A 26,196-nucleotide genomic window follows, 5' to 3' on the forward strand; every position below is an offset into this window, starting at 1 on the left:
TGGGCCACGCGACTGCCGATCCAGCCCTTCGATACGGCTGTCAATACTAGCCCAGCGGACCGGGCCGCACCATCGCCGGCGTCGCGGGGCGTCGCCCGTCGCGGCAGCCGCCGGCTGGAGTGGAGGAGCAGGACCGTCATGCTCCTATGGAACGCATCCGGACCGCCCCACCCTACCTCCGCCAGCGATTCTTTCTTCCCCGGACAGGTAGGGGGATGCCGCTGCGTTGCGTTTGTATTCATGCCTGGGGAGTGGCGCGCGGGGACCAGGACGGTCCTGGAAGGGATTCCACCGCAGCCACCCCCAGCCCTTTCAGCCCGCGCCATGGACAGGCCGCCGTGCCTGGCCGTGGCGTCTTGCCAGTCCAGGAGTTCCATCCGGCATGTCATGCTCGTCCCGCCGCAAGGCGTCCGTTGTCCCTCCCCGCACCTCCCCTCATTCGCTCGCCGCCGGCATCGCGCTGGCGCTGTCGTCGCTGGTCTGCGCCGGCAACGCCCAGGCGCTGGACTTCCACGTCAGCGGCGACCAGATCATCGCCAGCGGCGACGTCGCCAGCGGCGACCTGGCGACCCTGGCCGACCTGTATGCCCGCGCGACCGCCGCCGGCAAGACCATCAGCACCGTGGTATTCCGCAACTCGCCCGGCGGCGTGGCGGTGGAAGGCACCGGCATGGCCCAGTTCATCCGCGCCAACGGCCTGGACACGGCCTTCCAGGGCGGCTGCTACTCGGCCTGCGCGATGGCCTTCACCGGCGGCGTGGAGCGCCACCTGACCGAGTTCGACCTGCCCTCCTACGGCCTGTACACCAAGACCGAACTGGGCTACCACGGCGCCTCGCTGGGCGGGGTGCCGGTCAGCACGCCGCAGCAGCAGCCCTACATCGACCTGATCGCCCGCCTGCTCGGCCCCGAGGGTGCCGTGGCGATGCCGCGCATCCGCCAGGCCCACGAGCAGCTGCAGGATTCGCAGGGCTTCCTGACCTACCACGACCCGGCCACCGGCGAACCCACCCGCTTCTGTCCCACCGGCGACTGGCAGCTGGGCGACTACAGCCTGTGCACGGTGTACGAGGACGTCACCATCCGCAGCGACACCATCGTCAACACCGAGGGCTACCTGGCGCTCGACGACACGCTGAACGTCACCTCGGCGGTGAGCGGCGACATCAACCCGAACTACGGGCTAAGCCGGCCGTCCATCGAGGACGCCTACGGCATCGTGCGCGTGCGCCAGGGCGGCAACTGGGCCCTGGACACGCTGTCGAGCAACTTCATGACCTGGGTCGACGGCGGCACTCTGACGCTGGTCGACGGCGGCGCGGTGCTCGGCGCCGAGCGCATCTTCGCCGACAACGGCGGCACCGTGGCCATGCGCGGCGGCCTGCTGGCCAGCCGCACCACGATCATGGAAGACGCCACGCTGGAAGGCTACGGCGCCACCGGCACCATCGCCAACGTGTTCGGCACCTTCGCGCCGAGCGACTTCCACGTGCTGCCGACGTTCTACAGCGACGCCTACGACAACGATGGCTCGCTGGGCCTGATCGAAGGCTCCACCGCGGTGTTCGACGTCACCGCGCAGACCACCACCCCGGCGGTGACGCTGTGGGAGATGCAGACCTGGACGCTCAACGACATCGGCTTCGCCTACCTGATCTTCCCGGAGACCAGCCGCGGGCAGATGCGCATCTACGACGGCAGCACGCTGGCGCTCAACGTGGCCACCGGCTTCTACCGCGGCGGCCAGGCGATCCCGCTGGTCGGCACCGCGGTGGACAGCAGCGTGATCGACGACCCCGGCCAGGGCCTGTGCACCGACTACAGCTTCGTCTACTGCTTCGGCTTCGGCGAGCTGGGCGACCCGGCCACGGTGCCGTTCATCGAAGGCAGGTTCCAGTACGTGGTCAGCGCCGCTGACGCCGGCACCCGCATCGACCTGAGCACGCTGGACGCCTCGCAGCAGGTGTTCCACCCCTTCCGGAACTCGCTGCTGTCGTTCAACGTGGTGCAGACCGACGATGCGATCACGCTGGTCGCCAACCCGGCGTTCGAGGACACCTCGATCTTCGCCGGCAGCCGCGCCGGCGCCGGCCTGGGCGAGGCCCTGCGCACCGCCTCCTACCAGGAAGGCACGCCGCTGGCGCCGCTGCTGGGCGCACTGCAGTTCGCCGATGCCGACGTGGCCCGGTCGCAGGCGGGCGCCCTGCGCGGCGACGGCCATGCCAGCCTGCGCAGCGCCGACCTGGCTCTGGCAGGCCAGTTCGGCGACGTGCTCGACCAGCACCGGCTGAGCGTGCGCGGCACCGGCGGCGACCGCGCCAATGCCGCCACCGCCCTGTCCCCGGCCAGCTTCGGCAACGGCCTCAACGCCAACGGCATCGCGGCCGCCCTGCCCGGCATCGTCCGCTACCTGGCCGACGGCCCGGCCGAGGACGCGGCCGGCAGCGCCGGCGACACCCGCTTCTGGGTGCGCGGCTTCGGCCGCACTGGCCACAGCGACCGCCAGGGCGACGTGGCGCGGATGAACTACAACGCCAGCGGCCTGATGCTGGGTGCCGACCGCCGCAGCGAGGCCGGCAACCTGCTGTTCGGCGCCGCGCTCGGCTTCGGCTCGATGTCGGCCAAGCAAGGCGGCTTCCATGCCGATGTCGATGCGATCGACGCCAGCGCGTACCTGGACTGGGACTATGGCCGCGGCTTCGTCGCCGCCAGCGCGCGCTACACCGACCTCGACCACGACACCCGCCGCCGCATCGACGGCATCGACGGGCTGGAGGCGCCCAACCGCGCCAGCTATGGCGGCGACGCCGTGTCGCTGGGCCTCGAGCACGCCCTGAGCTTCACCACCGCCGGCGGCGCCACCTGGCAGCCGCTGCTGCCGGTAGTCGACTACGTCAAGCTCTCCGGCGAGCACATCCGCGAGAAGGCCGGCGGCTCGGCGCCGCTGCAGGGCCGCCTGGACGCCTACGAGAGCCTGCGCGGCGGCGTCGGCATCCAGGTGTTCAAGAGCTACCGCACCGCCAACGGCGAGACCTGGACGCCGCATGCCAAGCTGCTGTGGCAGCACGAGTTCCGCGACCGCGAAGGCGTGTTCCGTCCGGCCTTCAGTGCCGATCCCTCGCTGGGCTTCCTGGCGGTCGGGCAGGATGCCGGCAGCAGCTTCGTCAAGTGGAACCTGGGCCTGACCAGCCATGCTTCCGAGCGGCTGTCGGTCCTGATCGACTACGTCGGCGAGCGCTCGGCACGACAGGTCCAGCACGGCATCGCCATGGGGCTGTCGTACCGGTTCTGAGGCACCCATTCCCGCAGCAAGACCTTCGGGCGGCTTCGGCCGCCCCTTTTTTTGGCTGTTCGCGATGTGCGGACACAGTTCGCCGGCGGAAGCCGCGGCCTGCTCACGTCGATGGTCGCCGCCACGATGGCCGGTGAGCCGGGCCTGCTGCGCGCCGGGGCGGCGGCGGCCCGTGCAGCGCTGCCGGACGTCGCATTCCGAGGCCGACCGGGCCGCTCCTTGGCGCCTTTTTACGCAGACGACGCACTGCCGCCTGCAATAGCGCCGCCGTTTGCGGCACCATGCGCGCTTTCATCGCAAGGAGATTCCAAGTGAACAAGTTCGTGCGTGCACTGGCACTGGCAGCCTGGCTGGCGGCCACCCCGGCGTGGGCCGCGTCCACGGCCGGCCCCCGTGTTCCCGAGCAGGTGTCCAGCGCCGGCTGGGCGCAGGACATGGACGCGTTCGCCGCGCGCGATGCCACGCATCCTCCGGCCAAGGGCGGCGTGCTGTTCGTCGGCAGCTCCTCGATCCGCTTCTGGGAATCGCTGGCCAGCGACTTCCCCGGCACCGACGTCATCAACCGCGGCTTCGGCGGCTCGCAGGTCCGCGACAGCACCTGGTACGCCGACCGCATCGTGGTGCCCTACGCCCCGCGAACCGTCGTCTTCTACGCCGGCGACAACGACCTGGAGGCCGGCCGCAGCCCGCAGCAGGTCCGCGACGACGTCGTCGCCTTCGTCCAGCGCGTGCGCCGCGACCTGCCGGAAACTCGCATCGTCTACCTGTCGATCAAGCCCAGCCCGGCGCGCGCCGGGCTGATGCCGGCGGTGGTCGAGTCCAACCGGCTGATCCGGCAGGCAATCGCTCCACTGGAGAACGTCGAGTTCGTCGACGTCTACACGCCGATGCTCGGCGCCGACGGCCAGCCGCGACCGGAACTGTTCGGCCCCGACCGGCTGCACATGACCCCGGCCGGCTACGCACTGTGGCGCGATCTGGTCGCGCCGTATCTGCAGCGGTAACTTCGATTCAACGCGGGCAACGCCGCATGTACGTCGTCGCTGCCGCTCTTGCCGCTCCACTCCCTCCCTTGCGCAAAGCGCAAGGGAGGGCTGGGTAGGGGTGCTCTTGCCGTTGCTCTTGCTTTTGACCTACCGGCTCCCTTCCGTAGCGGCGGAGCCAGTGGGTAAAACCCCGCAGGGGCGGCAGGGGCAGGATGCCCCTTCCGCGAATTCCCGCTGGCGGAGCGGACCTGGAGCGCGTAAGCGCGGAAGGCGCGTAGGCAGGGCGTGCTTTCTTTGGGCCACGTTTCTTTGCACGAGCAAAGAAAGGTGGCTCGCCCGTCAGGGCGAAAGCCTTTGACTTTGTCGTTGCCTCTACCTTTGTTGCTTGCCGCGAGAGACTAAAACAGCTATTGCGCCAGCAAGATCAAAAGTCTTTGCTCATGCAAAGAAAAGGTAACCAAAAGAAGTGCTTTTCCACAGCCGCAGGCTGGTCAAGCACGCCCTGCCTTCGCGCCCTCCGCGCTTACGCGCTCCGGGTTCGCGGATCCGGCAGGAATTTTCGGAAGGGGCATCCTGCCCCTGCCGAAAACGGCGCACATCCATGTGCGCCACCCCTGCGGGGTTTACCTGCCGGAACCGCGGCTACGGAAGGGAACTGGTAGGTCAAGAGCAAGAGCCAGAGCACCCCTCCCCAACCCTCCCCTGCGCTTTGCGCAAGGGAGGGAGCAGAGCAGCAACAGCAACAACAATGCCCCCTTTGCCTTCCGTGAAAGAGGCAGTCGGGCTACTGCTGCCGCAGCGCCTCGATCGGGTCGAGCTGGCTCGCCTTGCGTGCCGGGTAGTAGCCGAAGAACAGGCCGGTGGCCACCGAGAACCCCGCCGCCAGCGCCACCACCTTCCAGTTCAGCGCCACCGGCAGCGCGCCGAAGCGGCTCACCAGCAACGCCCCGACCACGCCGATGGCGATGCCGATGGCGCCGCCCACCAGCGAGATCAGCATCGCCTCGGCCAGGAACTGCCGGCGCACGTCCGACGGCCCCGCGCCCACCGCCATGCGCAGGCCGATCTCGCGGATGCGCTCGGTCACCGACACCAGCATGATGTTCATGATGCCGATGCCGCCGACGATCAGCGAGATCGTCGCCACCGCGCCCAGCAGCCACGACATCAGGCTGGTGGTCTCGTTGCGTGCGGCCACGATCTGGGAAATGTTGCGCACGCTGAAGTCGTCCTCGTCGCCGGGCTTGATCCGGTGGCGCTGGCGCAGCAGCGCCTCCACCTCGCCCTGCGCATAGCCCAGATCCTTGACGTCGGCCACGGTCAGGCTGATCTGCATCACCGCCCCCGGCGGCAGGCCCATCATGCCCATCAGCCTGCTGCGGCCGGTGGCCAGCGGCACCATCACCACGTCGTCCTGGTCCTGGCCGAAGCTGCCCGGCCCCTTGGGCCGGAGCGTGGCCGCCACCACGAACGGCACCCGCCCCAGGCGGATGGTCTGGCCGACGCCGCTGTCCTCGCCGAACAGCGTGCGCCGCACGGTGTCGCCGAGGATCACCTTCTTGGCGCTGCCGCTGTAGTCGGCCGCCTCGAACACCTGGCCCTCGGCGATCGTCCAGCTGTTGATGTCGAAGAAGTCCGGCTGCACGCCCTGCCAGCTGGTGGAGGCGTTGTTCTCGGCGAACACCGCCTGCACGCTGCCGCGCAGCACGCCGGCCACGTACTGCACCTCGGGGATCTCCTCGCGGATCGCCTCGACATCGCCTTCGTTGAGGGTGAAGAAGCTGGCCGCGCTCTGCCGCGCACCGCCGCCGCCCGGGCCGCGGCCGGAGCCGGGCGAGATGTCCAGCCGCTGCGAACCCAGGCCGGACATCTGCCTGTCGATCTGCGCCTGCGTGCCCTGCCCGACCGAGACCATCACGATCACCGCGGCGATGCCGATGATCACGCCCAGCGAGGTCAGCGCGCTGCGCATCCAGTTGCCGCGCAGCGAGAAGATCGCGGTGCGCAGGATGTCGGTGAGGTTCATGAGAGGCCGGGATTCGGGAATGGGGATTTGGGATTGGCAGGAGCGGGAAGAGCAGGGGCTGCCGGGACCGTGATCATGGCGCACGCACCTCCAATCCCGATTCCCCGCTCCCCGATCCCGGCTCCTCATGCAGCTGGCCGTCGCGCATGACGTAGGTGCGGTCGGCATGGGCGGCGACATCGGGATCGTGGGTGATCAGCACCACCGTGTGGCCGTCGTCGCGCAGGCGCTTGAACAGGGCCAGGATCTCCTCGCCGGTGCGGCTGTCGAGCGCGCCGGTGGGTTCGTCGGCGAGCAGGATCGGCGGCTCGTTGATCAGCGCGCGGGCGATCGCCACGCGCTGCTGCTGGCCGCCGGACAGCTCGCTCGGCCGGTGCCCGGCGCGCTCGCCCAGGCCCACCGCCTGCAGCGCCTGCAGTGCGCGCTGCTTGCGCTCGGCCACCGGCACCTGCGCGTAGCCCAGCGGCATCTCCACGTTCTCCAGCGCGCTCATCCGCGGCAGCAGGTTGAAGCCCTGGAACACGAAGCCGATCTTGTCCCGACGCAGCACAGCCAGTTCCTCGGCATCGAGCGTGGCCACGTCCACGCCGTCGCAAAGGTAGGTGCCGGCGGTGGGCTTGTCCAGGCAGCCGATCAGGTTCATCAGCGTCGACTTGCCCGAGCCCGACGGCCCCATGATGGCGACGAAGTCGCCGCGGGCGATGCGCAGGTCCACCGCCTGCAGTGCCACCACCTCGGCCTCGCTGCCGGGCGAGTAGATCTTCTCCAGCCCGTGGGTCTCGATCACCGGCACCGCGGCCGCTTGCTCGACGGCACTCATTGCGCGGCACGCTCGCCGGTGACCAGCGCGTCGCCCTCGGCGATGCCGCCGCCGGCGATCTCGGTGCTGGTGCCGTCGCTGGCGCCGATCCGCACCATCAGCGGCTGCGGCTTGCCGTCCACCAGCCGGTAGACGGTGGCGCGCTTGGCGTTGACCAGCGCGGCCAGCGCCGCGTCCCACTGGCGCTGCTGCGCCTCGTCCAGGGTGGCGCGGAAGTCGGCGAAGTCCTGGCGGAAGCGCTCGGCCATGCGCTGGCGCAGCTGCGCCTGCACGTCGGCCATGTTGTTGCCGCGGATCACCATCGCTCCGGGCGGCACCATGCCGCCGGCGGCGCCCTGCGGGGCGGCGGCGCGGCGCGTGGCCTGGCGTTCCTCCAGCGCCTTGACCGCGGCATCGAAGGCGGCCTGCTGCTGCGCGCTGGGCTTGAGCCCGGCCACCACCTGCGCCAGGTCGCCGGTGATGCCGCCGCCGGCACGCGCGCCGCCCGCCGGTGCCGGCGCGGCGGGCATGCCGGGCACGGCGGCGCCCGTGGCCTGGCCGGCCGGCTTGTAGCGCAGCGCGGCGTTGGCCACCTTGAGCACGTTGTCGCGCTTGCTCACCTCGATCTCGGCATTGACGGTCAGGCCCGGCAGCAGGGTGCCGTCGCTGTTGTCCACGCTGACGATGACCGGATAGGTGACGACATTGTTCGTGGTGGTCGCCGACAGCCGCACCTGCTCCACCTTGCCGCGGAACTGGCGGTCGGCGAAGGCGTCGGCGGTGAAGCTCACGCCCTGCCCCACCTCGATCTGGCCGATGTCCGACTCGTCCACCGCCAGCTCGATCTTCATCTTGGAAAGATCCTCGGCGATGGTGAACAGCTCCGGCGCGGAGAAGTTGGCCGCCACCGTCTGCCCCGGCTCGATGCTGCGGGTGAGCACCACCCCGTCCACCGGCGAGCGGATCACCGTGCGCTCCAGGTTGAGCTGGGTGGTCTGGGTGGAAGCGGTCTGCTGGACGATCTGCGCCTGCGCCGAGTTCACCGCCGCGCGCGCCTGGTCGAGCGTGGCGCGGGCAAGGTCGACATCGCTCTGCGCCACCAGCTTCTGCGTGCCGAGGTCGGCCTTGCGGCGCCAATCCAGCTCGGCATTGGCCAGCGTGGCCTGCGCCTGCGCCAGGGTGGCGCGGGCGGCGTTGATCTGTGCGTTACCCTGGCGGATCTGCGTCTCGTAGGTGCTGGGGTCGATGCGGGCGACGATCTGGTCCTTCTTGACCGGGTCGTTGTAGTCCACCAGCACCTCGGTCACCTGGCCGGAGATCTGGCTGCCGACGGTGACGGTGGAGATCGCGCTCAGGGTGCCGGTGGCCGAGATCGCCACGCGGATGTCGCCACGTTCCACCGCCACGGTGCGGTAGCCGCCGTCGGACTGCGCGTTGCGGACGTGCCACCAGTAGAACAGCCCGGCGAGCGCCACCGCGGCCAGGGCCAGCGACGGCCACAGCCAGCGGATACGACGTGGGGAAGGACGGGGGGAGGAAGCGCGGGCGGGCTGGGACATGAAGTCGGCTTGGCGGAGGGATACCTTCGCATCAACGCGCCGGCGGCGGTTGCGTTGACACGGTCTGGCGAAGCGTAAGCCGGAAGTGGAAACGGGAGCGCCCCCTCCCGCGAAGCCGCACTGCCGTCCGGAGGAATTTCCCCGTCCTGCCGGAGCTTGCGACAGCAGCGTTGCGGCATCGCCGGCAACAGCGGGACTCGGACCGTGGGCCGCCATCCGTGATCGTCGTCGCTGCGAACGCGGGGACCCGGCGACTTGCGCGGTGGAATCGATCAGCCACGCAGTCTGCCGGTAGCTCCGCCTTTCAAGGCGCAGGCACCGGGTCCCCTCCCGCGCGGGGACGACGAGTTCAATTCTTCCGGACGTGAGCCCCGCCGCTTCAGCCGACAACGGTCCGATCCTGAGCTTTCTCCGGACCATAGCGCCTGCACGGGGACGGCGAGTCGATACTTCCGGGCATGTGCTGTCCACTCCGGCTGAAAGCCGCTCCTATCCCGCGTTTTCTCCGGACGGCAGTGCGGGCGACCTCAGGCACGGGTCCTGCCGCCCCCCTGCCAGGCCCTGGCAAACGCGGACACGGATCAGGCGAAGTACACCGTGGCGGTGGTGCCCGCGCCCTGCACGCTGCGCAGCTCGATGCGCCAGCCGAAGCGCTCGCACAGGCGGCGCACGATCGAGAGCCCCAGTCCGGTTCCCTGCGGCCGGTTCGGATCGGCGCGATAGAAGGGATCGAACGCCTGTCGCAGCGCCGTGCTGGACATGCCGATGCCGGTGTCGCTCACGCTCACCTTCCCGGGTGCCACGACGATGCGGATGACGCCCTCGTCGGTGTAGTTGCAGGCATTGCGCAACAGGTTGCCGATCACCACGTGCAGTACCCGCGGCGGGGCGTCGAGCACCACCGGCGCGTCGATGTCGGCGTGCAGCCGCACCGGACGGTCGCCCAGCAGCTCGCGGGCGTTGTCGGCCTCGTACTGCACCACTTCGCCGACGTCGAACAGTTCGCTCTGCGGCGCCACCTCGGCCTCGCGCGCCAGGATCAGGAAGGCGTCGATGATCGCCTCCATGTCGCGCCCGGCGCGCTGGATGCGCTGCAGGCTGCGGGTCGTGCGCGGCGAAAGCTGGTTGTCGTCCAGGGCCATGTCGCTGGCCACCCGGATCACCGTCAGCGGCGTGCGCAGCTCATGGCTGGCATCGCGAGTGAAGTTGCGCTCGCGGGTCACGTGCTCGGTGACCCGCTGCGCCAGCGCATGCAGCGACGAAGCCAGCAGGCGGGTCTCGCCCTGCACGTCGGCAGGCAATCGTTCCGGCGCCAGTTCGTCGGCCTCGGGATGGCGCGGATCCCAGTGCGAGACCCGCCGCGCCAGCCAGGCCACCGGCGACACCAGCCGCTTGGACACGCGGTAGCCCAGCCAGCTGAGCATGGCGATCGCCAGCAGGATGAACACGATCGGCACCGCGCCGAACCACAGGAACAGCCGTTCGACCTGCGGCCGCAGGAACATCAGGTACAGCGTGCCCAGCGCCTGGCGGTCCACCAGCACCACGTTGCCGTCGCCGATCTGGTGGAAGCCGGGCGGCAGCTGGCGCAGCGAGGCAGGCAGGACCAGGCTCGAGTGCCCGGCCACCACGATGTAGCCGCGCACGTACACCGTGTTGGGCGGCGGCTGCGCCGGCGAGGCTTCGTAGAGCTGCCAGTAGTGCGCCGCTTCCTCCTGCAGCGCGGCGCGCACCAGGCTGTGGCGCACGATCATCCACACCAGGTAGGCGGCGACCAGCAGCGCCAGGCTCGCCAGGGCTGCCTGCACGATGAAGGCGATGCGTACTTTGCGCGGCAGGCCGTGCGGCATGGAGGTTCCCGTGATCGGAGGCCGCGATTATAGGAACGCGCACCGTTAGTTCCGCATCGACGCCGCGGCTGCGCTGTCGCGGCAGTGCGGCCACCGCAGGGGCGGCCGCGCCCGTGTCAGCCCATCGGCTGGGCGATGTCGGCGATGCGGTAGCCGGCGCTCTGCACGGTATGCAGCAGCGGGCGGTCGAACGGCTTGTCGATGATCTTGCGCAGGTTGTACAGGTGGCTGCGCAGGGTGTCCGAATCGGGCAGGCCGTTGCCCCAGATCTCGCGCTCGATCTCCTGGCGGCTGACCACGCGCGGCGATTCGCGCATCAGGATGGTCAGCAGGCGCAGGCCGATCGGCGAGAGCTGCAGCTCGGTGCCGGCACGGGTGGCGCGCATGCTCACCGGGTCCAGCACCAGGTCGGCCACCTTGAGCACCTCGGCACCCACCTGGCGCCGCTCGCGGCGGATCAGGGCGCGCAGGCGCGCCTCCAGCTCCTGGATCGCGAACGGCTTGGTCAGGTAGTCGTCGGCGCCGAAGCCCAGGCCGGTGAGCTTGTCGTCGAGCGTGTCGCGCGCTGTGAGCATCAGCACCGGGGTGGACTTGCGGGCGTCGTTGCGCAGGCGCCGGCAGACCTCGATGCCGTCCAGTCGCGGCAGCATCAGGTCCAGGATCACCACGTCGTAGCTGTTTTCCGCTGCCAGCCGGTAGCCGTCAAGGCCATCGCAGGCATAATCCACCTCGAAACCGCGCCCTTCCAGGTACTCCCCGATCATCTCGGAGATGTTGCGGTTGTCCTCCACGATCAGGACGAGTCCTGACGTTTCCTTGGTCTGACGCATGGAATTTCCTCTGACTTCAGCTTTGTGAAGCTTGCCGGATCGCCGGTCGAGGGGGCGTGAAGGTTTGGAATTGGGGATCCGTCAGTGCGGGAAGGCGCGCCTTTGCGAATCCCAAATCCCCAATCCCCGCCGTCAAAGCAACGGCTCAAGTACCGGCCAGACGTTGTCCAGCAGCTTCGGCTGCGCGGCGGCGGTGGGATGCAGGCCATCGGCCTGCATCAGCCCCGGCTGCAGCGCCACGCCCTCCAGCAGGAACGGCAGCAATGCGACGTCGTACTTCTTCGCCAGTTCCGCATAGCTGGCACGCAGGCGCTGGCGGTAGGCCGGCCCGTAGTTGGGCGGCACGTCGATGCCCAGCAGCAGCACCTTGGCGCCGGCGTCACGGCTGAGCTGGATCATCTTCTCCAGGTTGCCGTGCAGCTGCGCCGGGGTGAGCCCGCGCAAGGCGTCGTTGCCGCCCAGCTCGATCACCACCACCGAGGGTGTGTGCCGCGCCAGCAGCCCGGGCAGCCGGGTCAGCGCGCCGGAGGTGGTCTCGCCGCTGATGCTGGCGTTGACTACCGCCGGCGGTGCCTTCATCTGCTGCTTGAGGCGCTGGCCGAGCAGGTTGACCCAGCCGTCCTGGACAGGGATGTTGTGGGCGGCGCTGAGGCTGTCGCCCACCACCAGCACCGGCCCCTTCGCGGCCGGCGCGGCCGGACCTTTGGCACAGGCGACGGCCGGCAGCAGCACCCAGCATGCCAGCAACACCCACCATCCCGCGGCGAACCGCCTTCCCTTTCCACGCATCCGGAGTCTCCTCATCGACAGTCTGGCCCCCCACACCAGCGTCGCCATCCAGGCAAGCGGCGTCAGCAAATCCGTCAGCGGACCGGAGGGTAAGGTCCACATTCTCGACAACGTCGACTTGATCGTCGGTGAAGGCGACAGCATCGCCATCGTCGGCGCCTCCGGCTCGGGCAAGACCACCCTGCTCGGCCTGCTGGCCGGGCTGGACCTGCCCAGCAGCGGCAGCGTGACCCTGGCCGGCACCGATCTCAACGCCCTCGACGAGGAAGCACGCGCGGCGTTGCGCGCGCAGGCGGTCGGTTTCGTGTTCCAGAGCTTCCACCTGCTGCCGGCGCTGACCGCCGAGGAGAACGTCGCACTGCCGCTGGAACTGGCCGGGCGCGAAGACCCGGCTCGGGTGCGCGAGGTGCTGCAGGCAGTGGGCCTGGCGCCGCGGGCGCGGCACTACCCGCGCCAGCTCTCCGGCGGCGAGCAGCAGCGCGTGGCGATCGCGCGCGCGTTCGTGGCGCGGCCGCGCATCCTGTTCGCCGACGAACCCACCGGCGCGCTCGACCAGAACACCGGCGACCAGGTCAGCGACCTGCTGTTCGCGCTCAACGCCCAGGCCGGCACCACGCTGGTGCTGGTGACCCACGACATGCGCCTGGCGCGGCGCTGCCGGCATGTCTACCGCATCGACCATGGCCGTTTGCGCCACGATCCGCTGGACGACGCGCCATGAACATCCTGCGCCATGCCGCGCGCTCGCTGCGGCGCGAGTTCCTCGCCGGCGACCTGATGACCGTGTTCGCCGCGCTGGTGCTGGGCGTGGCGGTGATGACCGCGGTCGGCACGCTGGTGGACCGGGTGCGGCTGGCGCTGACCTCCAGCGCCGCCGAGGTGCTGGGCGGCGACCTGGGCGTGAGCGGTCGCCAGGACATCCCGCAGGCGTTCGCCGACGAGGCGCAACGGCGCGGCCTGCGCAGCACGCGCATGGTCAGCTTCCCCAGCGTGCTGTTCCACGGCGAGGCCAGCCAGATGGCCAACATCAAGGCGGTCGGCGACGGCTATCCGCTGCGCGGGCAGCTGCTGGTGGCCGACGACCTCGCCGCGGCCGCCAGCCAGCCGGCCGGCGCGCCGCCGCGCGGCCAGGCCTATGCCGATCCGCGCCTGCTCGATGCGCTGGGCCTGAAGCCGGGCGAGGACCTGGAGTTCGGCGCCGGCACGCTCACGGTGACGCGCGTGCTGCGCGCCGAGCCCGACGCCTCCGACGGCCTGCTGCAGATGTCGCCGCCGCTGCTGGTCAACCGCGCCGACGTCGACGCCGCCGGCCTGCTCGGGCCGGGCAGCCGCGCTTCCTACCGGCTGATGTTCGCCGGCGATGCCACCGCCATCGAGGACCTGCGGCAATGGCTGCAGCCGCGCAGCGGCGAGTACCGGCTGGTGACGCTGGACAACGCCCAGCGCGGCGTGCGCGGCGCGTTCGACCGCGCCGGCCGCTTCCTGGCGCTGACCGCGCTGCTGGCGGTGCTGCTGGCCGGCGTGGCCACCGCGCTGGCCGCCAACCGCTTCGCGCTGCGGCGCATCGACAGCGTGGCGGTGCTGCGCTGCCTGGGCGCGCGCCAGCGCGACATCCTCGGCACCCTGGCGCTGCAGCTGGTGCTGCTGGCGATTCCCGCCTGCGCGCTGGGCGTGGCCCTGGGCATGCTGGCCCAGCTCGGGCTGGTGCAGGCGCTGGGCAGCCTGATCCCCGACCGCCTGCCGCTGCCGCAGGCCACCCCGGCCCTGGCCGGGGCCGGCATCGGCCTGTTGCTGCTGCTCGGCTTCGGCCTGCCGCCGCTGCTGCGGCTGCGCAACGTGCCGCCGATGCGGGTGCTCAACCGCAGCTTCGCCACGCTGCCGCCGACCTCGCTGCTGGTGTACCTGGCGGCGCTGGCGGCGACCGTGGCGCTGGCGGTGTACGCCGCCGGCGATGCGCTGCTGGCGACCTGGGTGCTGGGCGGGCTGGCGGCACTGGCGGTGGTGGCCGGCGCCCTCGGCGGCGTGCTGCTGATGCTGGTGCGCGCGGTCCAGCACCGCCTGCGCGGTCCGTGGAAGCTGGGCCTGGCCTCGCTGACCCGGCGCCGCGCACTGAGCGTGGTGCAGCTGGTGGGGCTGTCGCTGTCGCTGTGCGCGCTGTTGCTGCTGGCCGTGGTCGGCCCGGGGCTGCTCGGGCAGTGGCGCGAGCGCCTGCCCACCGATACGCCGAACTACTTCCTGATGAACATCCAGCCCGAGCAGGCCGATGCGGTGCTGGACACGCTGCGCGGGCTCGACGTGCCGGCGCCGGCGGTGGAACCGTTCGGCACCGGCCGGCTGGTGGCGATCAACGGCCACCCGCCGCAGCGCATCGACCAGGATCCGGACGACGACGGCGCCGGCGCCAACCGCCCGGTCAACTTCTCCTGGCGGCACGATTTCCCCGCTGCCAACGAGCTCACCGCCGGCCGCTTCTGGGCGGCGGACAGTACCGCCGCCGAAGCCTCGGTGGAGGACGGCTGGGCGCAGCGCTACGGGCTCAAGCTGGGCGACCGCATCACCCTGGCGCTGGGCGAGCAGGAACACAGCTTCACCGTCACCTCGCTACGCAAGGCCGACTGGGACTCGTTCCGGGTCAACTTCTTCCTGCTGCTCAATGCCGGCGCGGTCGGCGATGCGCCATACAACCTGATCTCCAGCTTCCACCTGCCGTCGTCGCAGGCGACCGAACTGGCCGCGCTGGTGCGGCAGTACCCGAACATCTCGCTGCTGGACATCGACGCGATCCTGCAGCGGGTGCGCGAGGTGATCGACCGGGTCGGCCAGGCGGTGCAGCTGGTGATGGGCTTCAGCCTGCTGGCCGGGGTGCTGGTGCTGCTGGCGGCGCTGCAGGCCACCGCCGGCGAGCGTCGCTACGACAGCGCGGTACTGCGTACGCTCGGCGCCCGCAGCGGACAGCTGCGCGGCGCGGTACTGGTGGAGTTCGGCGCGCTCGGGCTGCTGGCCTCGTTGCTGGCGGTCGCGGCGGCGGCGGCGATCGCCATGGTGGTGTCGCGGCAGGCATTCGAACTGGCGATGGCGCCGCCATGGCCGGCGCTGCTGCTGGGCGGCGCGGCCGGCGTGGCGCTGAGCGTGCTCGCCGGCTGGTGGGGCACGCGCCGCATCCTCAAGGTGGCGCCGGCGCTGGCACTGCGCGAGAACTGATCCGGCGCGACCACCAGCCAAGCCGCGGCCCGCCGGGAAACGGAGGGCCGCACCTCACTGCCGATCGCGCACCGGCCACGGCTGCGCACCTTACCTCGACTGCAAACCGCCCATGCCCGGCATCTCCTTTACGTCCTACCTCTATCCGGTGCTGCTGCTGATCGCCAGCAACATCTTCATGACCTTCGCCTGGTACGGGCACCTCAAGTACCGCAGCGCGCCGCTGCTGGCGGTGATCCTGGCCAGCTGGGGCATCGCCTTCTTCGAGTACTGCCTGCAGGTGCCCGGAAACCGCCTGGGCAGCGCGGTGTACTCGGCGCCGCAGCTCAAGGGCATCCAGGAAGTGATCACGCTGCTGGTGTTCGCCGGATTCTCGGCGCTGTACCTGGGCCAGCCGCTGAAATGGAACCACTGGGCGGCGTTCGCGCTGATCCTGGTGGCGGCGCTGCTGATGTTCAAGGAGTAGCGCTGCGGCCAGAGGCCGTGCGGATCCTGTTGCCCGGGCGAGGAGCTGCAGGCTTCCGTCCGCTGGCGCGGCCGGGTTCGTTTCCTTTTGGAAAGCGCAAAAAGAAACGAACCAGAGAAAAACGCTTTTCCTGCAACGTCAAGGGCCTACGGCTGACGGGTCATCGGGATTTTCCCACTCGCCATCGCTGGCTCGGGCGGAACATGCCCGATCACGGCAGGCCCCCATCCATGGGCGGCGCCCTCCGGATCCGGGAAGGTCTTCATCGCTCACGCCTGGCGGACAACAGCAAACCCGCCCCGCTGTTGCCCGCGCGCTTGCGAAGCGGAGAGGATTGGGCAGCGGTGCCGTTGCGGCCCTGGTTCAGCGCGGCGGCGCCGGCTCCACCCACTGCGCGAACACCGCATCGATCCGCGTGTCCGCGACCGGCTTGCCGGACTGGATCTCCTCGGCCTGGGTGAACAGCGGGACGATCATCGCCATGCCGTCGAGTTTGGTCTTCAGGTGCACGCCCGGCGGCCGCTCCAGGTACCCGGCCCAGCGCGCGCGTACCTTGGCCCAGTAGCCGGCGGTCGCTTTCCAGTAGCCGTAGGCCGGCTCGAAGTCGACGCTGGTGGTCTTGATGTAGTCGTTGAAGCCGAACTCGCGGGCGATGCTCTCCTGGCTGCCGTCGGGCTTGCGCAGCACCTTGGTGTTGAACTGCTCGTGGGTCCAGCCGTTGGGCGTGAGCGTGTGGCGATTGATCACCGCCAGCGCGTTGTAGTCGCTGCGACGGGTGTACTCGCGGCGCGGCAGCGGCCGCCAGCTCAGGTCGCTGGTCCAGCTCGGGTGGCCTTCGGCATAGTCCCAGCGGCCGGTGCCGCAGTAGCGTGGGGCATCGCTGACCTCGAACACGCACTGGGTCCACGCCCCCCTGGTCTGCGCGGCGGGGATCTCGCGCACATGCCAGGTCTGCTCGGCGTCGAACTCGAAACGCCGTGGCGCCTCGTAGGTCCAGTCCTGCCGCCAGTGCTTGGTGACGTGGCCGCTCCTGGGGTCGACCAGCAGGTGCTGCAGCACGATCCTCGCCGGCGTGTCCTCGACCACGACCACCACCTCGCTGCCGCCGCTGCGCATGGCCGGGGCGCGTTCGTAGCCGGGCTTGAGCAGAACCGTCTCGTCGAAGGCGAAATCGACGTCGTACTCGCCCTGCATGGCGAGGATGGACTGGCGGTCGCGCTGCGGGCCGGCCTGCTGCGCCTGAGCCGCGCCCGACGACGCCAGGACGAGGGAAACGATGGCTACCTGGAATCTCATGGTCGCTCTCTTGGTGGTGGGGGTCTTCGGTGCTGCGGGAAGGGGAACATCGCCGGAGCCGCCCGCCGAACGGTATCGGCGGCGTGCCGGCCGGCGGCGCGGACGCCGGGCGAACCGCGCCACGCCGCATGGGAAACGACAGGGCGAGACGGGCCCCGATCCCTGCGGACAAACAAAACCCCCGGCACCGGCGCGACTGGTCGTCGCGGCCGGGATACCGAGGGGGAGAGAGTAGGAGCAGGCAGGCCTGGCCTCGCGCGCCGTGCGCGGGTCAGGGGATGGCGCGTTGCCGCGCGCTCACTTGGTCAGGATGAGCTTGTCGTTGCTGGTGTGGCGCAGGCGGTAGACGCGGTCGCCGTGCTGGATCAGCACCTCGCGGCGGCCCTTGAGCAGCGCCTCGCTGTCGAGCACCTCCTCGGCCGGCACCACCCGCGGCGCGGGACGGTTGCGCAGGGTCAGGACTTCGGGGCGAAGCAGAACGGGTTGTGCGGACATCGTCGGGTCTCCATGCGTCTCGTTGGCAACAGATGATAATGATTCTCAGTGCATTGGCAACATCGATTCCCGTCTTTTTCGGTACGGTATACATGCAAATTTCAGATCGATTCTCTTGAATCGATTTTCCTGAGAAATCGATGGCCTGCCCGCAAGCCGGGGATCGGGCCTGCAGTCAGGCGCCGGTGTCGTAGCGCGGCTGATCGTTGTCCGCCGCCTTGCGGGGACCAGGTTCGAGAACTCGTGACCGCTGGACACTGTGTCTCCACTTGAAGGCACTGGGTACCCGCCTTCGCACTGCTGCCCGGAAAACAGCGATCGTCGTTCCCGCCCATGGATGTTGCCGCAAGTGCCCGGACGCCCTTGGAGGAGCAGCCGTGACCGGCCGTTCGGCTGCGATGAAGCGCTTGGCCCGTGAAGCACCGCGCGCAGGTGCGGGCAGCAGAGTCCGGCACCGACGGCCTTGTCCCCAGGTCTCACCCGCCCCCGGCATCGGCGGCAGCGCCGAGCCCCTCGCCCGCCGGAGCGAAAGGCCCGGCCTGCGCGTCTCCGGCTCAGGCCACCGACTGCTCGACCCGCTGCCACGTCTGGTCGTCGTGCCGTGCCAGCACCTGGAGCGCGCCGAGGTTCTGCAGCAGCTGGGCGACGCAGCTGGCGCCGAGGATCACGCTGGACACGTTGCGGTTGCGCAGGCACCAGGCGATCGCCAGCGGCGCCGGGGCCTCGCCCAGTTCGGCCGCCAGCGCGGTGAATCGGCGCGCGCGCTCGACGCGGCGGTCCTCGGCGGTGCCGATCACCCCCTCGCGCAGCCAGGCATTGTCGGCCTGCGACAGTCGGCTGCCGGCCTCGATGCCGTCGTTGTACTTGCCGGTGAGCAGGCCCGAGGCCAGCGGCGACCAGATCGTCGTGCCCAGCCCGGGGTCGGCATACAGCGGCGCGTACTCGCGCTCAACCCGGTCGCGATGCAGCAGGTTGTACTGCGGCTGCTCCATCGATGGGCCGTACAGGCCTCCGTCGCGGGCGACCGCCAGCGCCTGGCCGATCTGCGCGGCCGACCACTCGGAGGTGCCCCAGTACAGGACCTTGCCCTGGCGCACCAGCGCATCCATCGCCAGCACGGTCTCGGCGACGGGGGTGTCCGGGTCCGGCCGATGGCAGTAGTACAGGTCCAGGTAGTCCACCCGCAGCCGCTTCAACGCGGCATGGCAGGCGTCGGTGACGTGCTTGCGCGAAAGCCCGCGCTGGGTCGGCCGCGGCGATTCGACGGCGCCGAAGAACACCTTGCTGGACACGCAATAGCCGTCGCGCGGCAGGCGCAGGTCGGCGATGACGTCGCCCATCACCTGCTCGGCTCGCCCCTTGGCGTAGACCTCGGCGTTGTCGAAGAAGTTGACGCCGTGGTCCCAGGCCGCCGCCACCAGGTTGCGCGCCTCGTCGCGGTCGACCTGGTCGCCGAAGGTGATCCAGGCCCCGAACGACAGCGCCGAGAGCTGCAGGCCGGTGGATCCGAGTCGTCGATACTGCATGGTCGCTCCCTGGCTGGCGGGCGGGCCATGCCCGCGGAGGCGGCATTGTAGCCAGCCCGCGGCCGCCGCCGGCGCGACGCAATTGCTTGAATGCCCTGGGAATCGCCGGCCGCGGCGGCGATCCTTGTTGCCGGGCGTTGCCCCCTGCTCTAGGCTTCCTTTCTTTGTCCGCAGAGAAATCCCGATGGTCGAAGGTTTGGGGAGAGTCGGCTTCGGCCTGTTCGGGCTGGCAGTGCTGATCGCAATCACCTGGCTGTTCTCCAACAACCGGCGCGCGGTGGACTGGCGGCTGGTCGGTACCGGCATCGCGCTGCAGATCGCCTTTGCCGCGCTGGTGCTGCTGGTGCCCGGCGGCCGCGACGTGTTCGACTGGCTCGGCCGGGGCTTCGTCAAGATCCTGAGCTTCGTCAACGAGGGCTCGGGCTTCATCTTCGGCAGCCTGATGGACACCTCCCGGTTCGGCTTCATCTTCGCCTTCCAGGTGCTGCCGACCATCATCTTCTTCTCGGCACTGATGGGCGTGCTGTACCACCTGAACGTGATGCAGGCGGTGGTGCGGGTGATGGCCTGGGCGATCACCAAGGTGATGCGAGTGTCCGGCGCGGAGACCACCAGCGTCTGCGCCAGCGTGTTCATCGGCCAGACCGAGGCGCCGCTGACGGTGCGCCCGTACATCCCCAAGATGACCCAGTCCGAGCTGCTGACGATGATGATCGGCGGCATGGCGCACATCGCCGGCGGCGTGCTGGCGGCCTACGTGGGCATGCTCGGCGGCGGCGATCCGGAGCAGCAGGCGTTCTACGCCAAGCACCTGCTGGCGGCGAGCATCATGGCCGCGCCGGCGACGCTGGTGGTGGCCAAGCTGCTGGTGCCGGAGACCGGCACCCCGCTGACCCGCGGCACGGTCAAGATGGAAGTGGAGAAGAACACCAGCAACGTCATCGACGCGGCCGCCGCCGGCGCCGGCGACGGCCTGCGGCTGGCGCTGAACATCGGCGCGATGCTGCTGGCGTTCATTGCCCTGATCGCGCTGCTCAACGCGCCGCTGACCTGGCTGGGCGACGTCACCGGGATCGCCGCCGCGATCGGCCGGCCGACCGACCTGTCCACCATCTTCGGCTACGTGCTGGCGCCGGTGGCCTGGGTGATCGGCACGCCGTGGGCCGATGCCACCACGGTGGGCTCGCTGATCGGGCAGAAGGTGGTGATCAACGAGTTCGTCGCCTACAGCGAGCTGGCCCGGATCGTCAACGGCGAGGTCCCGGGCGCGGTGCTCAGCGACGAGGGCCGGCTGATCGCCACCTACGCGCTGTGCGGCTTCGCCAACTTCAGCTCCATCGCCATCCAGATCGGCGGCATCGGCGGGCTGGCGCCGGAGCGCCGCCACGACCTGGCCAAGTTCGGCCTGCGCGCGGTGCTGGGCGGCTCGATCGCCACCTTCATGACCGCCACCATCGCCGGCGTGCTCACCCACTTCGGATAGGAGCGTGGGCGACGGGAACGTGCGGGGCGGGGAACTCGCTGCGAGTCGGTTCTGCGACGATTCGCCGGCCCGCGGCCGCGCTGCAGGCCAGGAAGCGGCGCAAGCGCTGGCCGCATCGGCGGGCTTCGCAGTCCGGGCGGCCTTCGCCGGCCACGCTCCTGCCAACGTGGGCGATGGAGATGCCCGCGGCGGAGCGCTTGCTTCGCCACGATCGGGCGGGTCGGCGTTCGCGGCGCGAGGCCCGGTTCGTGACGATTGGCCTGCCGGTAGCTACTCTACGGGTCGAGAAGCGGCGCGGGCATCGACCGCGCGGCGGCCCCGGACAGCTTCCGGCGCCCGCTTTCCCAGGCCGCCGACGGGCCGCCATCCGCAATACCAAGAGAAGTAGAAGCCTATGAGTTCTGTCGTCGTCCTCGGTTCGTTCAATGTCGATCACGTGTGGCGCTGCGAGGCGCTGCCGGTGCCGGGAGCGACCATCGCCGGCCGCTATGCCACCGGTCCCGGCGGCAAGGGCTTCAACCAGGCCATCGCCGCGGTGCGCGCCGGTGCGCAGACCACGTTCCTGTGCGCGCTGGGCGAGGATGCCGGCGGCGCGATGGCGCTGGAGCTGGCCGCGCAGGACGGGCTGACGCTGGTGGCCGAGGCCAGCACCGAGCCCACCGGCACCGGCGGCATCTACGTCGATGCCCACGGCCGCAACACCATCGTCATCGGCGCCGGCGCCAACGCCACGCTCAGCCCGGCCTTCGTCGAGGCCGAACGTGCACGCATCGCCTCGGCGCGGGTGCTGCTGGCGCAGCTGGAATCGCCGCCGGCCACGGTCGAGGCCGGGCTTGCGCTGGCGCGCCAGGCCGGCGTGACCACCGTGCTCAATGCCGCCCCGGCCAACGCCCCCACCAGCATCGGCCTGCTCAAGCTGGCCGACGTGCTCACCCCCAACGAGACCGAGTTCGCCGCGCTGCTGGCGCGCCACGTCGGCGAGCGGGTGGAACCGGACAACGTCGCCGCGCTGGACGGCAACAGCCTGCACGCGCTGTGCCGCAAGCTGCTGCCGGGCGGCACCGTGGTGGTGACGCTGGGCTCGGTCGGCGCCTTCATCTCGCACGCCGAGGAACTGCAGCGCGGCGACATCCAGCCGCACTACCGCATCGCCGCCGAGACGGTGCAGGCGATCGACACCACCGGTGCCGGCGACGCCTTCAACGGCGCCCTGGTCGCCTCGATGGCGCGCGCGCCGGACCTGCCGTTCGCCACCCACGTGCGCTTCGCCAACCTGTTCGCGGCGCTGTCCACCGAGCGCGTAGGCGCGGCGCTGGCGATGCCGGTGCTGGCCGAGGTGGAAGTGCGGGTGGGGTGAGGGCCGGGATTGGGGATTCGGGATTGGGGATTCGAAGCAGGTTCGGCGCCCAAGCCCGTGGATGCCGCCTGCAGCCCGTTCCGCGAGAAGATACGCCGGCAGACCGCCTGACCGCTTTTTCGAATCCCCAATCCCGAATCCCCAATCACGCCCCCCCATGCTCATCGGCCCCTACGACATCGCCCCGAACGTGCTCCTGGCCCCGATGGCCGGGGTCACCGACAAGCCGTTCCGGCAGCTGTGCAAGCGCCTGGGCGCGGGGCTGGCGGCCTCGGAGATGACCATCTCCGACCCGCGCTTCTGGAACACGCGCAAGTCGCTGCACCGCATGGACCATGCCGGCGAGCCGGCGCCGATCAGCGTGCAGATCGCCGGTACCGAGCCGCGCCAGCTGGCCGAGGCGGCACGCTACAACGTCGACCACGGCGCGCAGATCATCGACATCAACATGGGCTGCCCGGCCAAGAAGGTGTGCAATGCCTGGGCCGGCTCGGCGCTGATGCGCGACGAGGCGCTGGTGGCGCGGATCCTGGAGGCGGTGGTGGCCGCGGTGGAGGTGCCGGTGACGCTGAAGATCCGCACCGGCTGGGACTGCGACCACCGCAACGGCCCGGCCATCGCCCGCATCGCCCAGCAGGCGGGCATCGCCGCGCTGGCGGTGCACGGGCGCACCCGCGACCAGCACTACACCGGCCTGGCCGAGTACGACACCATCGCCGCGATCAAGGCGGTGCTGTCGATCCCGGTGATCGCCAACGGCGACATCGACTCGCCGCGCAAGGCCGCCGCGGTGCTGCGCCACACCGGCTGCGACGCGGTGATGGTCGGCCGCGCCGCGCAGGGCAACCCGTGGATCTTCGGCCGGATCGCGCACTACCTGGCCACCGGCGAGGAGCTGCCGCCGCCGTCGCTGGAATTCGTGCGCGACACCCTGCTCGGCCACCTGCACGAGCTGCACGCCTTCTACGGGCAGCCGCAGGGCGTGCGCATCGCCCGCAAGCACCTGGGCTGGTACGCCAAGGACCACCCGGAGAGTGCCGCGTTCCGCGCCGTGGTCAACCGTGCCGAGACGGCGGAGGCGCAGATCGCGCTGACCGGCGACTACTTCGATGCGCTGATCGCCGGGGTGCCGCCCTCGCTGGCCGACGCGGCCTGAAGTCGGCCGCGGCGGGTGCCGCGAGCCTGCACGAGGAGCCGAGCTTGCTCGGCTGAAGCGTTCCCGGTACGGCCCCAGCCGAGCAAGCTCGGCCCTACACTTTGGACGTCGTCCTTCGCCGAGATTCCATATCGGGATCGCGGCGAGGATGCTTCATCGGGATGCGGGACAAACCTTGTCCCGGTCGCCCTCGCCGCCGCCGTGTAGGCGGACGGCGAAGGCGAAGCCATCCGCTAGCGACCGGCGGCCACCGACTTCGCCGCCGCGGCCTTGCGCTCGACGCCGGCGAAGTCGCCGGCCACGAAGGTGCTCACCGCGTCGGGCTTGATGCGGCGCCGGATCGCGGCGTTGACCTGCTCCAGGGTCAGGTTGCGGATCGCGTTCTCGAAGTCGATCGACCACTGCAGGGTGCGGTCGAAGTACAGGTCCATGCGCATCATGCCGGCCAGGCCGCGATCGCTGGAACGCGAATCCTCGTACATGGTCAGCAGGCTGGCCTTGGTGTCCTCCAGTTCCTGCTCGGTGACGCCGTCGCGGACGAAGCGCTGCAGCTCCTCGCGCATCGCCGTCTCCACCTTCGGCATGTTCTCCGGCGCCGAGGTCGCCTGCATGTAGAAGACGCTGTTGTCGTCCTGGTTGTCGACGATGACGCCGCTGCCGACGTAGTAGCTCAGCCCTTCCTGGCCGCGGACGCGGGTGCCCAGTCGCGACGACATCGCGCCGCTGCCGAAGATGCGGCTGGCGACCAGCAGCGCCGGATGGTCCGGATCGGATGCGTTGAGCGGGAAGTTGCCGCGGGTGACCACCACCGCGTTGGCCTTGTCCGGCGTCTCGAACGTCTGCCGCACGACCTGGTCGGGCTGGAAGAACGGGCGCGACGTGCGCTTGAACGGGTAAGGCGACTTCCAGCCGGTGAACAGCGTCTGCAGCTCCCGCTCGATCTGCGCAGGGTCGAAGTCGCCGACCACCGCCGCCTCGGCGTCGGCGGTGCCGTAGAACCTGCGGTGGAACGCACGCACGTCCTCCAGCTTCACCGCCTTGACCCCGGCCAGGATCTGCTCGCGGCTGCGGAACGCCTCCGGATGCCCCGGCGGCCACGGGTCGAAGTGCTTGCGCATGGCCTCGTCGGCGACCTGCCCGGGCGAGCGGTCCTCCTTCTCCAGCCCGGCGATCCGCTGCGAACGCAGCAGCTCGAACTCGGCCTCGGGGAACGTGGGGGTACGCAGCACCTCGGCGGCCAGGCGCAGCGCGGGGATGAAGTTCTCGCGCTTGGCGGTCAGCGTGATCGAGGCGAAGCGGCCGCCGCCGGTCACCGATATCCGCGCGCCCAGTTCGTCGAAGCGCTTGGCGATCTGCTCGCGGCTCATGGTCCTGCTGCCGCGCATCAGCATCATGCCGGTGAAGCTGGCGGCATCGTCCAGTCCCTGGGTGGACGCGTCGTCGCCGAAGTGCGACATGAACACCATCGACACCAGTTCGCCGCGGGTCTGCTTGCGCAGCAGCGCGACCTTGAGGCCGTCGCCCAGCGTCCGGTACTCGGTGCGCGCCTTGATGCTCTCCAGGCTCGCGTCGAAGCGCTCGCCGGATGCCTCCGGCGGACGGCCGCTGTAGCCTTCGAGCAGGCTGGCGACGGTGGGGGCCGGGGCGATCTCGACGCTGTCCGGCTTCGGCGTCGGGATGAAGCGCGCCAGCGTGCGGTTGCTCGGTTTCAGGTAGGTCCGCGCGACGCGGTTGACGTCCTCGGCGCTGACCTGCTCCATGCGGTCGCGGCGCAGGAACCACAGCCGCCAGTCGCCGGCGGCGATGTACTCCGACAGCAGGTGGCCGACGCCGTTGACGTTGTTGTTGGCGCGCAGGTAGCGGTTGCCTAGGCGCCGCTTGGCATCGGCGACCTCCTCGTCGGTGAACGGATGCCGGTCCAGGCCCTCGACCAGTTCCAGCAGCGCCTTTTCCACCTGGGCAGGATCGCCGCCCGGCGGTGTCGATGCGTAGAACGTCGCCAGCCCCGGGTCGCGGAAGGCGTCGGCGCCGTTGTCGATGCTGGGGGACAGCTTGGTCTCTACCAGCGCCTTGTACAGGCGCCCGCTCGGCTCGCTGCCCATGATGCTGTCGAGCACCTCGAAGGCGGGCGAGTCGGGATGGGTGAAGGCCGGGGCGTGGTAGGCCAGCCCGACCAGAGGCGTCTCGCCGACGCGGCGGATGTTGATCTCGCGCTCGCCGTCCTGGGCCGGCTCGACGGTGTAGCGCGGCGGCAGCGTCCGCGCCGGGCGCGGGACCGCGCCGAAGCTGTCGTGGACCACCTGCAGCACCCGCTGCGGGTCGAAGCGGCCGGCCACGATCACGGTCGCGGTATCCGGCTGGTACCAGGTGCGGTAGAACGCCTGCAGCCGCTCGATCGGCACGTTCTCCACGTCCGAGCGGTTGCCGATCACGTTGTCGCCGTAGGCGTGCCACAGGTAGGCCTGCGCGCGCAGGCGCTGGCTCAGCACCCGGGCGGGGCTGTTCTCGCCGATCTCCATCTCGTTGCGGACCACGGTCATCTCGCTGTCCAGGTCCTTCCTGGCGACGAAGGAGTTGACCATGCGGTCGGCCTCGGCGCGCAGCAGCCAGTCCAGCGTCTGCTCGTTGGCCGGGAACGAGCCGTAGTAGTTGGTGCGGTCCTGGCCGGTGGTGCCGTTGAAGACGATGCCGCGCTTCTTGAACTCCGCGGCGATGTTCGGGACCGTCGGCGTGCCCTTGAACAGCAGGTGCTCGAGCAGGTGCGCCATGCCGGTCTCGCCGTAGTTCTCGTGCGCGGCGCCGACCGAGTAGGTCACGTTGACGGTGGTGGTGGGCGTGCCCTGGTCGGGGAACAGCAGCACCCGCAGGCCGTTGTCCAGGCGGTACTCGCTGATGCCTTCCACGCTGGGACCGGCGCTGATGCCCGGCGGCAGGACGGCGCCGGGTTGCGCGGCAGCGAGCGCGCCTTGGCTTGCCGGCAAGGCCAGGCAGAGGGCGAGCAGGATGGAACGAGGTCGCATTGTCTACTCCGTAACGGGGAGGGATGCCGCGGCGGCCAGGCCCGGACCGGCAATGGCGATCCGGG

Annotated in this window: 18 protein-coding genes; 8 read left to right on the top strand and 10 right to left on the bottom strand. The window is 70.2% G+C overall.

Features of this window, described 5'->3' with window-relative positions:
- Nucleotides 1-382: 382 nt before the first annotated feature.
- Nucleotides 383-3,292 carry an autotransporter domain-containing protein gene (locus LRX76_RS07215; protein WP_231803559.1) on the top strand — a complete coding sequence of 970 codons (2,910 nt, stop codon included), beginning with the start codon at nucleotides 383-385 and terminating at the stop codon, nucleotides 3,290-3,292.
- A gap of 281 nt (nucleotides 3,293-3,573) precedes the next feature.
- Nucleotides 3,574-4,296 carry an SGNH/GDSL hydrolase family protein gene (locus LRX76_RS07220; protein ID WP_231803561.1) on the top strand — a complete coding sequence of 241 codons (723 nt, stop codon included), beginning with the start codon at nucleotides 3,574-3,576 and terminating at the stop codon, nucleotides 4,294-4,296.
- A gap of 766 nt (nucleotides 4,297-5,062) precedes the next feature.
- Here the strand turns inward: LRX76_RS07220 and LRX76_RS07225 are convergent.
- The 6 genes from LRX76_RS07225 to LRX76_RS07250 all read right to left on the bottom strand — a co-directional run bounded on the left by LRX76_RS07225 (nucleotide 5,063) and on the right by LRX76_RS07250 (nucleotide 12,179).
- Entirely contained in the window at nucleotides 5,063-6,304 is a 1,242-nt protein-coding gene (locus LRX76_RS07225) for an ABC transporter permease (RefSeq protein WP_231803563.1), read from the bottom strand.
- Between the two features lie 73 nt (nucleotides 6,305-6,377).
- The gene (locus LRX76_RS07230) at nucleotides 6,378-7,124 is read right to left on the bottom strand and encodes an ABC transporter ATP-binding protein (RefSeq protein WP_231803565.1); all 747 of its coding nucleotides are present in this window, start codon (nucleotides 7,122-7,124) and stop codon (nucleotides 6,378-6,380) included.
- Nucleotides 7,121-8,662 carry an efflux RND transporter periplasmic adaptor subunit gene (locus LRX76_RS07235; RefSeq protein WP_231803567.1) on the bottom strand — a complete coding sequence of 514 codons (1,542 nt, stop codon included), beginning with the start codon at nucleotides 8,660-8,662 and terminating at the stop codon, nucleotides 7,121-7,123. The genes LRX76_RS07230 and LRX76_RS07235 overlap by 4 nt, the downstream gene beginning before the upstream one ends.
- Nucleotides 8,663-9,243: 581 nt before the next feature.
- On the bottom strand, nucleotides 9,244-10,512 hold the full coding sequence (locus LRX76_RS07240) for a HAMP domain-containing sensor histidine kinase (protein ID WP_231803569.1): 1,269 nt from the start codon (nucleotides 10,510-10,512) through the stop codon (nucleotides 9,244-9,246).
- 116 nt (nucleotides 10,513-10,628) lie between these two features.
- Nucleotides 10,629-11,342, bottom strand: coding sequence for a response regulator transcription factor (locus LRX76_RS07245; protein ID WP_231803571.1), 714 nt, complete (start codon nucleotides 11,340-11,342; stop codon nucleotides 10,629-10,631).
- Between the two features lie 132 nt (nucleotides 11,343-11,474).
- Entirely contained in the window at nucleotides 11,475-12,179 is a 705-nt protein-coding gene (locus LRX76_RS07250; protein ID WP_231803573.1) for an arylesterase, read from the bottom strand.
- A gap of 70 nt (nucleotides 12,180-12,249) precedes the next feature.
- On the opposite strand from LRX76_RS07250, the gene LRX76_RS07255 reads away from it, so the two are divergent.
- From LRX76_RS07255 to LRX76_RS07265, 3 genes are all read left to right on the top strand, one after another.
- On the top strand, nucleotides 12,250-12,852 hold the full coding sequence (locus LRX76_RS07255; protein ID WP_231803575.1) for an ATP-binding cassette domain-containing protein: 603 nt from the start codon (nucleotides 12,250-12,252) through the stop codon (nucleotides 12,850-12,852).
- Nucleotides 12,849-15,332, top strand: coding sequence for an FtsX-like permease family protein (locus LRX76_RS07260; protein ID WP_231803577.1), 2,484 nt, complete (start codon nucleotides 12,849-12,851; stop codon nucleotides 15,330-15,332). Before LRX76_RS07255 ends, LRX76_RS07260 begins: the two co-directional genes overlap by 4 nt.
- A 112-nt stretch (nucleotides 15,333-15,444) precedes the next feature.
- Nucleotides 15,445-15,798, top strand: coding sequence for a DMT family protein (locus tag LRX76_RS07265; RefSeq protein ID WP_231803579.1), 354 nt, complete (start codon nucleotides 15,445-15,447; stop codon nucleotides 15,796-15,798).
- Between the two features lie 363 nt (nucleotides 15,799-16,161).
- Here the strand turns inward: LRX76_RS07265 and LRX76_RS07270 are convergent, their stop codons facing one another.
- The 3 genes from LRX76_RS07270 to LRX76_RS07280 form a co-directional block, all read right to left on the bottom strand.
- Nucleotides 16,162-17,094 (bottom strand): DUF6607 family protein, encoded by a 933-nt coding sequence (locus LRX76_RS07270; protein WP_231803581.1) that lies wholly within the window; start codon nucleotides 17,092-17,094, stop codon nucleotides 16,162-16,164.
- 297 nt (nucleotides 17,095-17,391) lie between these two features.
- On the bottom strand, nucleotides 17,392-17,589 hold the full coding sequence (locus tag LRX76_RS07275; protein ID WP_231803583.1) for a hemin uptake protein HemP: 198 nt from the start codon (nucleotides 17,587-17,589) through the stop codon (nucleotides 17,392-17,394).
- A 554-nt stretch (nucleotides 17,590-18,143) separates the two neighbouring features.
- Complete coding sequence (locus LRX76_RS07280) at nucleotides 18,144-19,115, bottom strand: aldo/keto reductase (protein ID WP_231803585.1); 972 nt, start codon at nucleotides 19,113-19,115, stop codon at nucleotides 18,144-18,146.
- 184 nt (nucleotides 19,116-19,299) lie between these two features.
- On the opposite strand from LRX76_RS07280, the gene LRX76_RS07285 reads away from it, so the two are divergent.
- From LRX76_RS07285 to dusB, 3 genes are all read left to right on the top strand, one after another.
- On the top strand, nucleotides 19,300-20,598 hold the full coding sequence (locus tag LRX76_RS07285) for a nucleoside transporter C-terminal domain-containing protein (RefSeq protein ID WP_231803587.1): 1,299 nt from the start codon (nucleotides 19,300-19,302) through the stop codon (nucleotides 20,596-20,598).
- A gap of 394 nt (nucleotides 20,599-20,992) precedes the next feature.
- Nucleotides 20,993-21,955 carry a ribokinase gene (locus LRX76_RS07290; protein WP_231803589.1) on the top strand — a complete coding sequence of 321 codons (963 nt, stop codon included), beginning with the start codon at nucleotides 20,993-20,995 and terminating at the stop codon, nucleotides 21,953-21,955.
- A gap of 157 nt (nucleotides 21,956-22,112) precedes the next feature.
- Nucleotides 22,113-23,111: a tRNA dihydrouridine synthase DusB gene (dusB, locus tag LRX76_RS07295; protein WP_231803591.1), complete on the top strand. Its 999-nt coding sequence runs from the start codon at nucleotides 22,113-22,115 to the stop codon at nucleotides 23,109-23,111.
- A gap of 233 nt (nucleotides 23,112-23,344) precedes the next feature.
- Here dusB and LRX76_RS07300 read toward each other — a convergent pair whose 3' ends face one another.
- Entirely contained in the window at nucleotides 23,345-26,131 is a 2,787-nt protein-coding gene (locus LRX76_RS07300) for a pitrilysin family protein (protein ID WP_231803593.1), read from the bottom strand.
- Nucleotides 26,132-26,196: the final 65 nt, after the last annotated feature.

This window comes from Stenotrophomonas sp. MMGLT7, from assembly GCF_021168555.1.
GTDB lineage: Bacteria > Pseudomonadota > Gammaproteobacteria > Xanthomonadales > Xanthomonadaceae > MMGLT7.

Excerpts from the sequence above, each read along its gene's own strand:
- LRX76_RS07215 (WP_231803559.1), top strand. The coding sequence starts at position 383 with ATGTCATGCTCGTCCCGCCGCAAGGCGTCCGTTGTCCCTCCCCGCACC.
- LRX76_RS07220 (WP_231803561.1), top strand. The coding sequence starts at position 3,574 with ATGCGCGCTTTCATCGCAAGGAGATTCCAAGTGAACAAGTTCGTGCGT.
- LRX76_RS07225 (WP_231803563.1), bottom strand. The coding sequence starts at position 6,304 with ATGAACCTCACCGACATCCTGCGCACCGCGATCTTCTCGCTGCGCGGC.
- LRX76_RS07230 (WP_231803565.1), bottom strand. The coding sequence starts at position 7,124 with ATGAGTGCCGTCGAGCAAGCGGCCGCGGTGCCGGTGATCGAGACCCAC.
- LRX76_RS07235 (WP_231803567.1), bottom strand. The coding sequence starts at position 8,662 with ATGTCCCAGCCCGCCCGCGCTTCCTCCCCCCGTCCTTCCCCACGTCGT.
- LRX76_RS07240 (WP_231803569.1), bottom strand. The coding sequence starts at position 10,512 with ATGCCGCACGGCCTGCCGCGCAAAGTACGCATCGCCTTCATCGTGCAG.
- LRX76_RS07245 (WP_231803571.1), bottom strand. The coding sequence starts at position 11,342 with ATGCGTCAGACCAAGGAAACGTCAGGACTCGTCCTGATCGTGGAGGAC.
- LRX76_RS07250 (WP_231803573.1), bottom strand. The coding sequence starts at position 12,179 with ATGGCGACGCTGGTGTGGGGGGCCAGACTGTCGATGAGGAGACTCCGG.
- LRX76_RS07260 (WP_231803577.1), top strand. The coding sequence starts at position 12,849 with ATGAACATCCTGCGCCATGCCGCGCGCTCGCTGCGGCGCGAGTTCCTC.
- LRX76_RS07265 (WP_231803579.1), top strand. The coding sequence starts at position 15,445 with ATGCCCGGCATCTCCTTTACGTCCTACCTCTATCCGGTGCTGCTGCTG.
- LRX76_RS07270 (WP_231803581.1), bottom strand. The coding sequence starts at position 17,094 with ATGAGATTCCAGGTAGCCATCGTTTCCCTCGTCCTGGCGTCGTCGGGC.
- LRX76_RS07275 (WP_231803583.1), bottom strand. The coding sequence starts at position 17,589 with ATGTCCGCACAACCCGTTCTGCTTCGCCCCGAAGTCCTGACCCTGCGC.
- LRX76_RS07280 (WP_231803585.1), bottom strand. The coding sequence starts at position 19,115 with ATGCAGTATCGACGACTCGGATCCACCGGCCTGCAGCTCTCGGCGCTG.
- LRX76_RS07285 (WP_231803587.1), top strand. The coding sequence starts at position 19,300 with ATGGTCGAAGGTTTGGGGAGAGTCGGCTTCGGCCTGTTCGGGCTGGCA.
- LRX76_RS07290 (WP_231803589.1), top strand. The coding sequence starts at position 20,993 with ATGAGTTCTGTCGTCGTCCTCGGTTCGTTCAATGTCGATCACGTGTGG.
- dusB (WP_231803591.1), top strand. The coding sequence starts at position 22,113 with ATGCTCATCGGCCCCTACGACATCGCCCCGAACGTGCTCCTGGCCCCG.
- LRX76_RS07300 (WP_231803593.1), bottom strand. The coding sequence starts at position 26,131 with ATGCGACCTCGTTCCATCCTGCTCGCCCTCTGCCTGGCCTTGCCGGCA.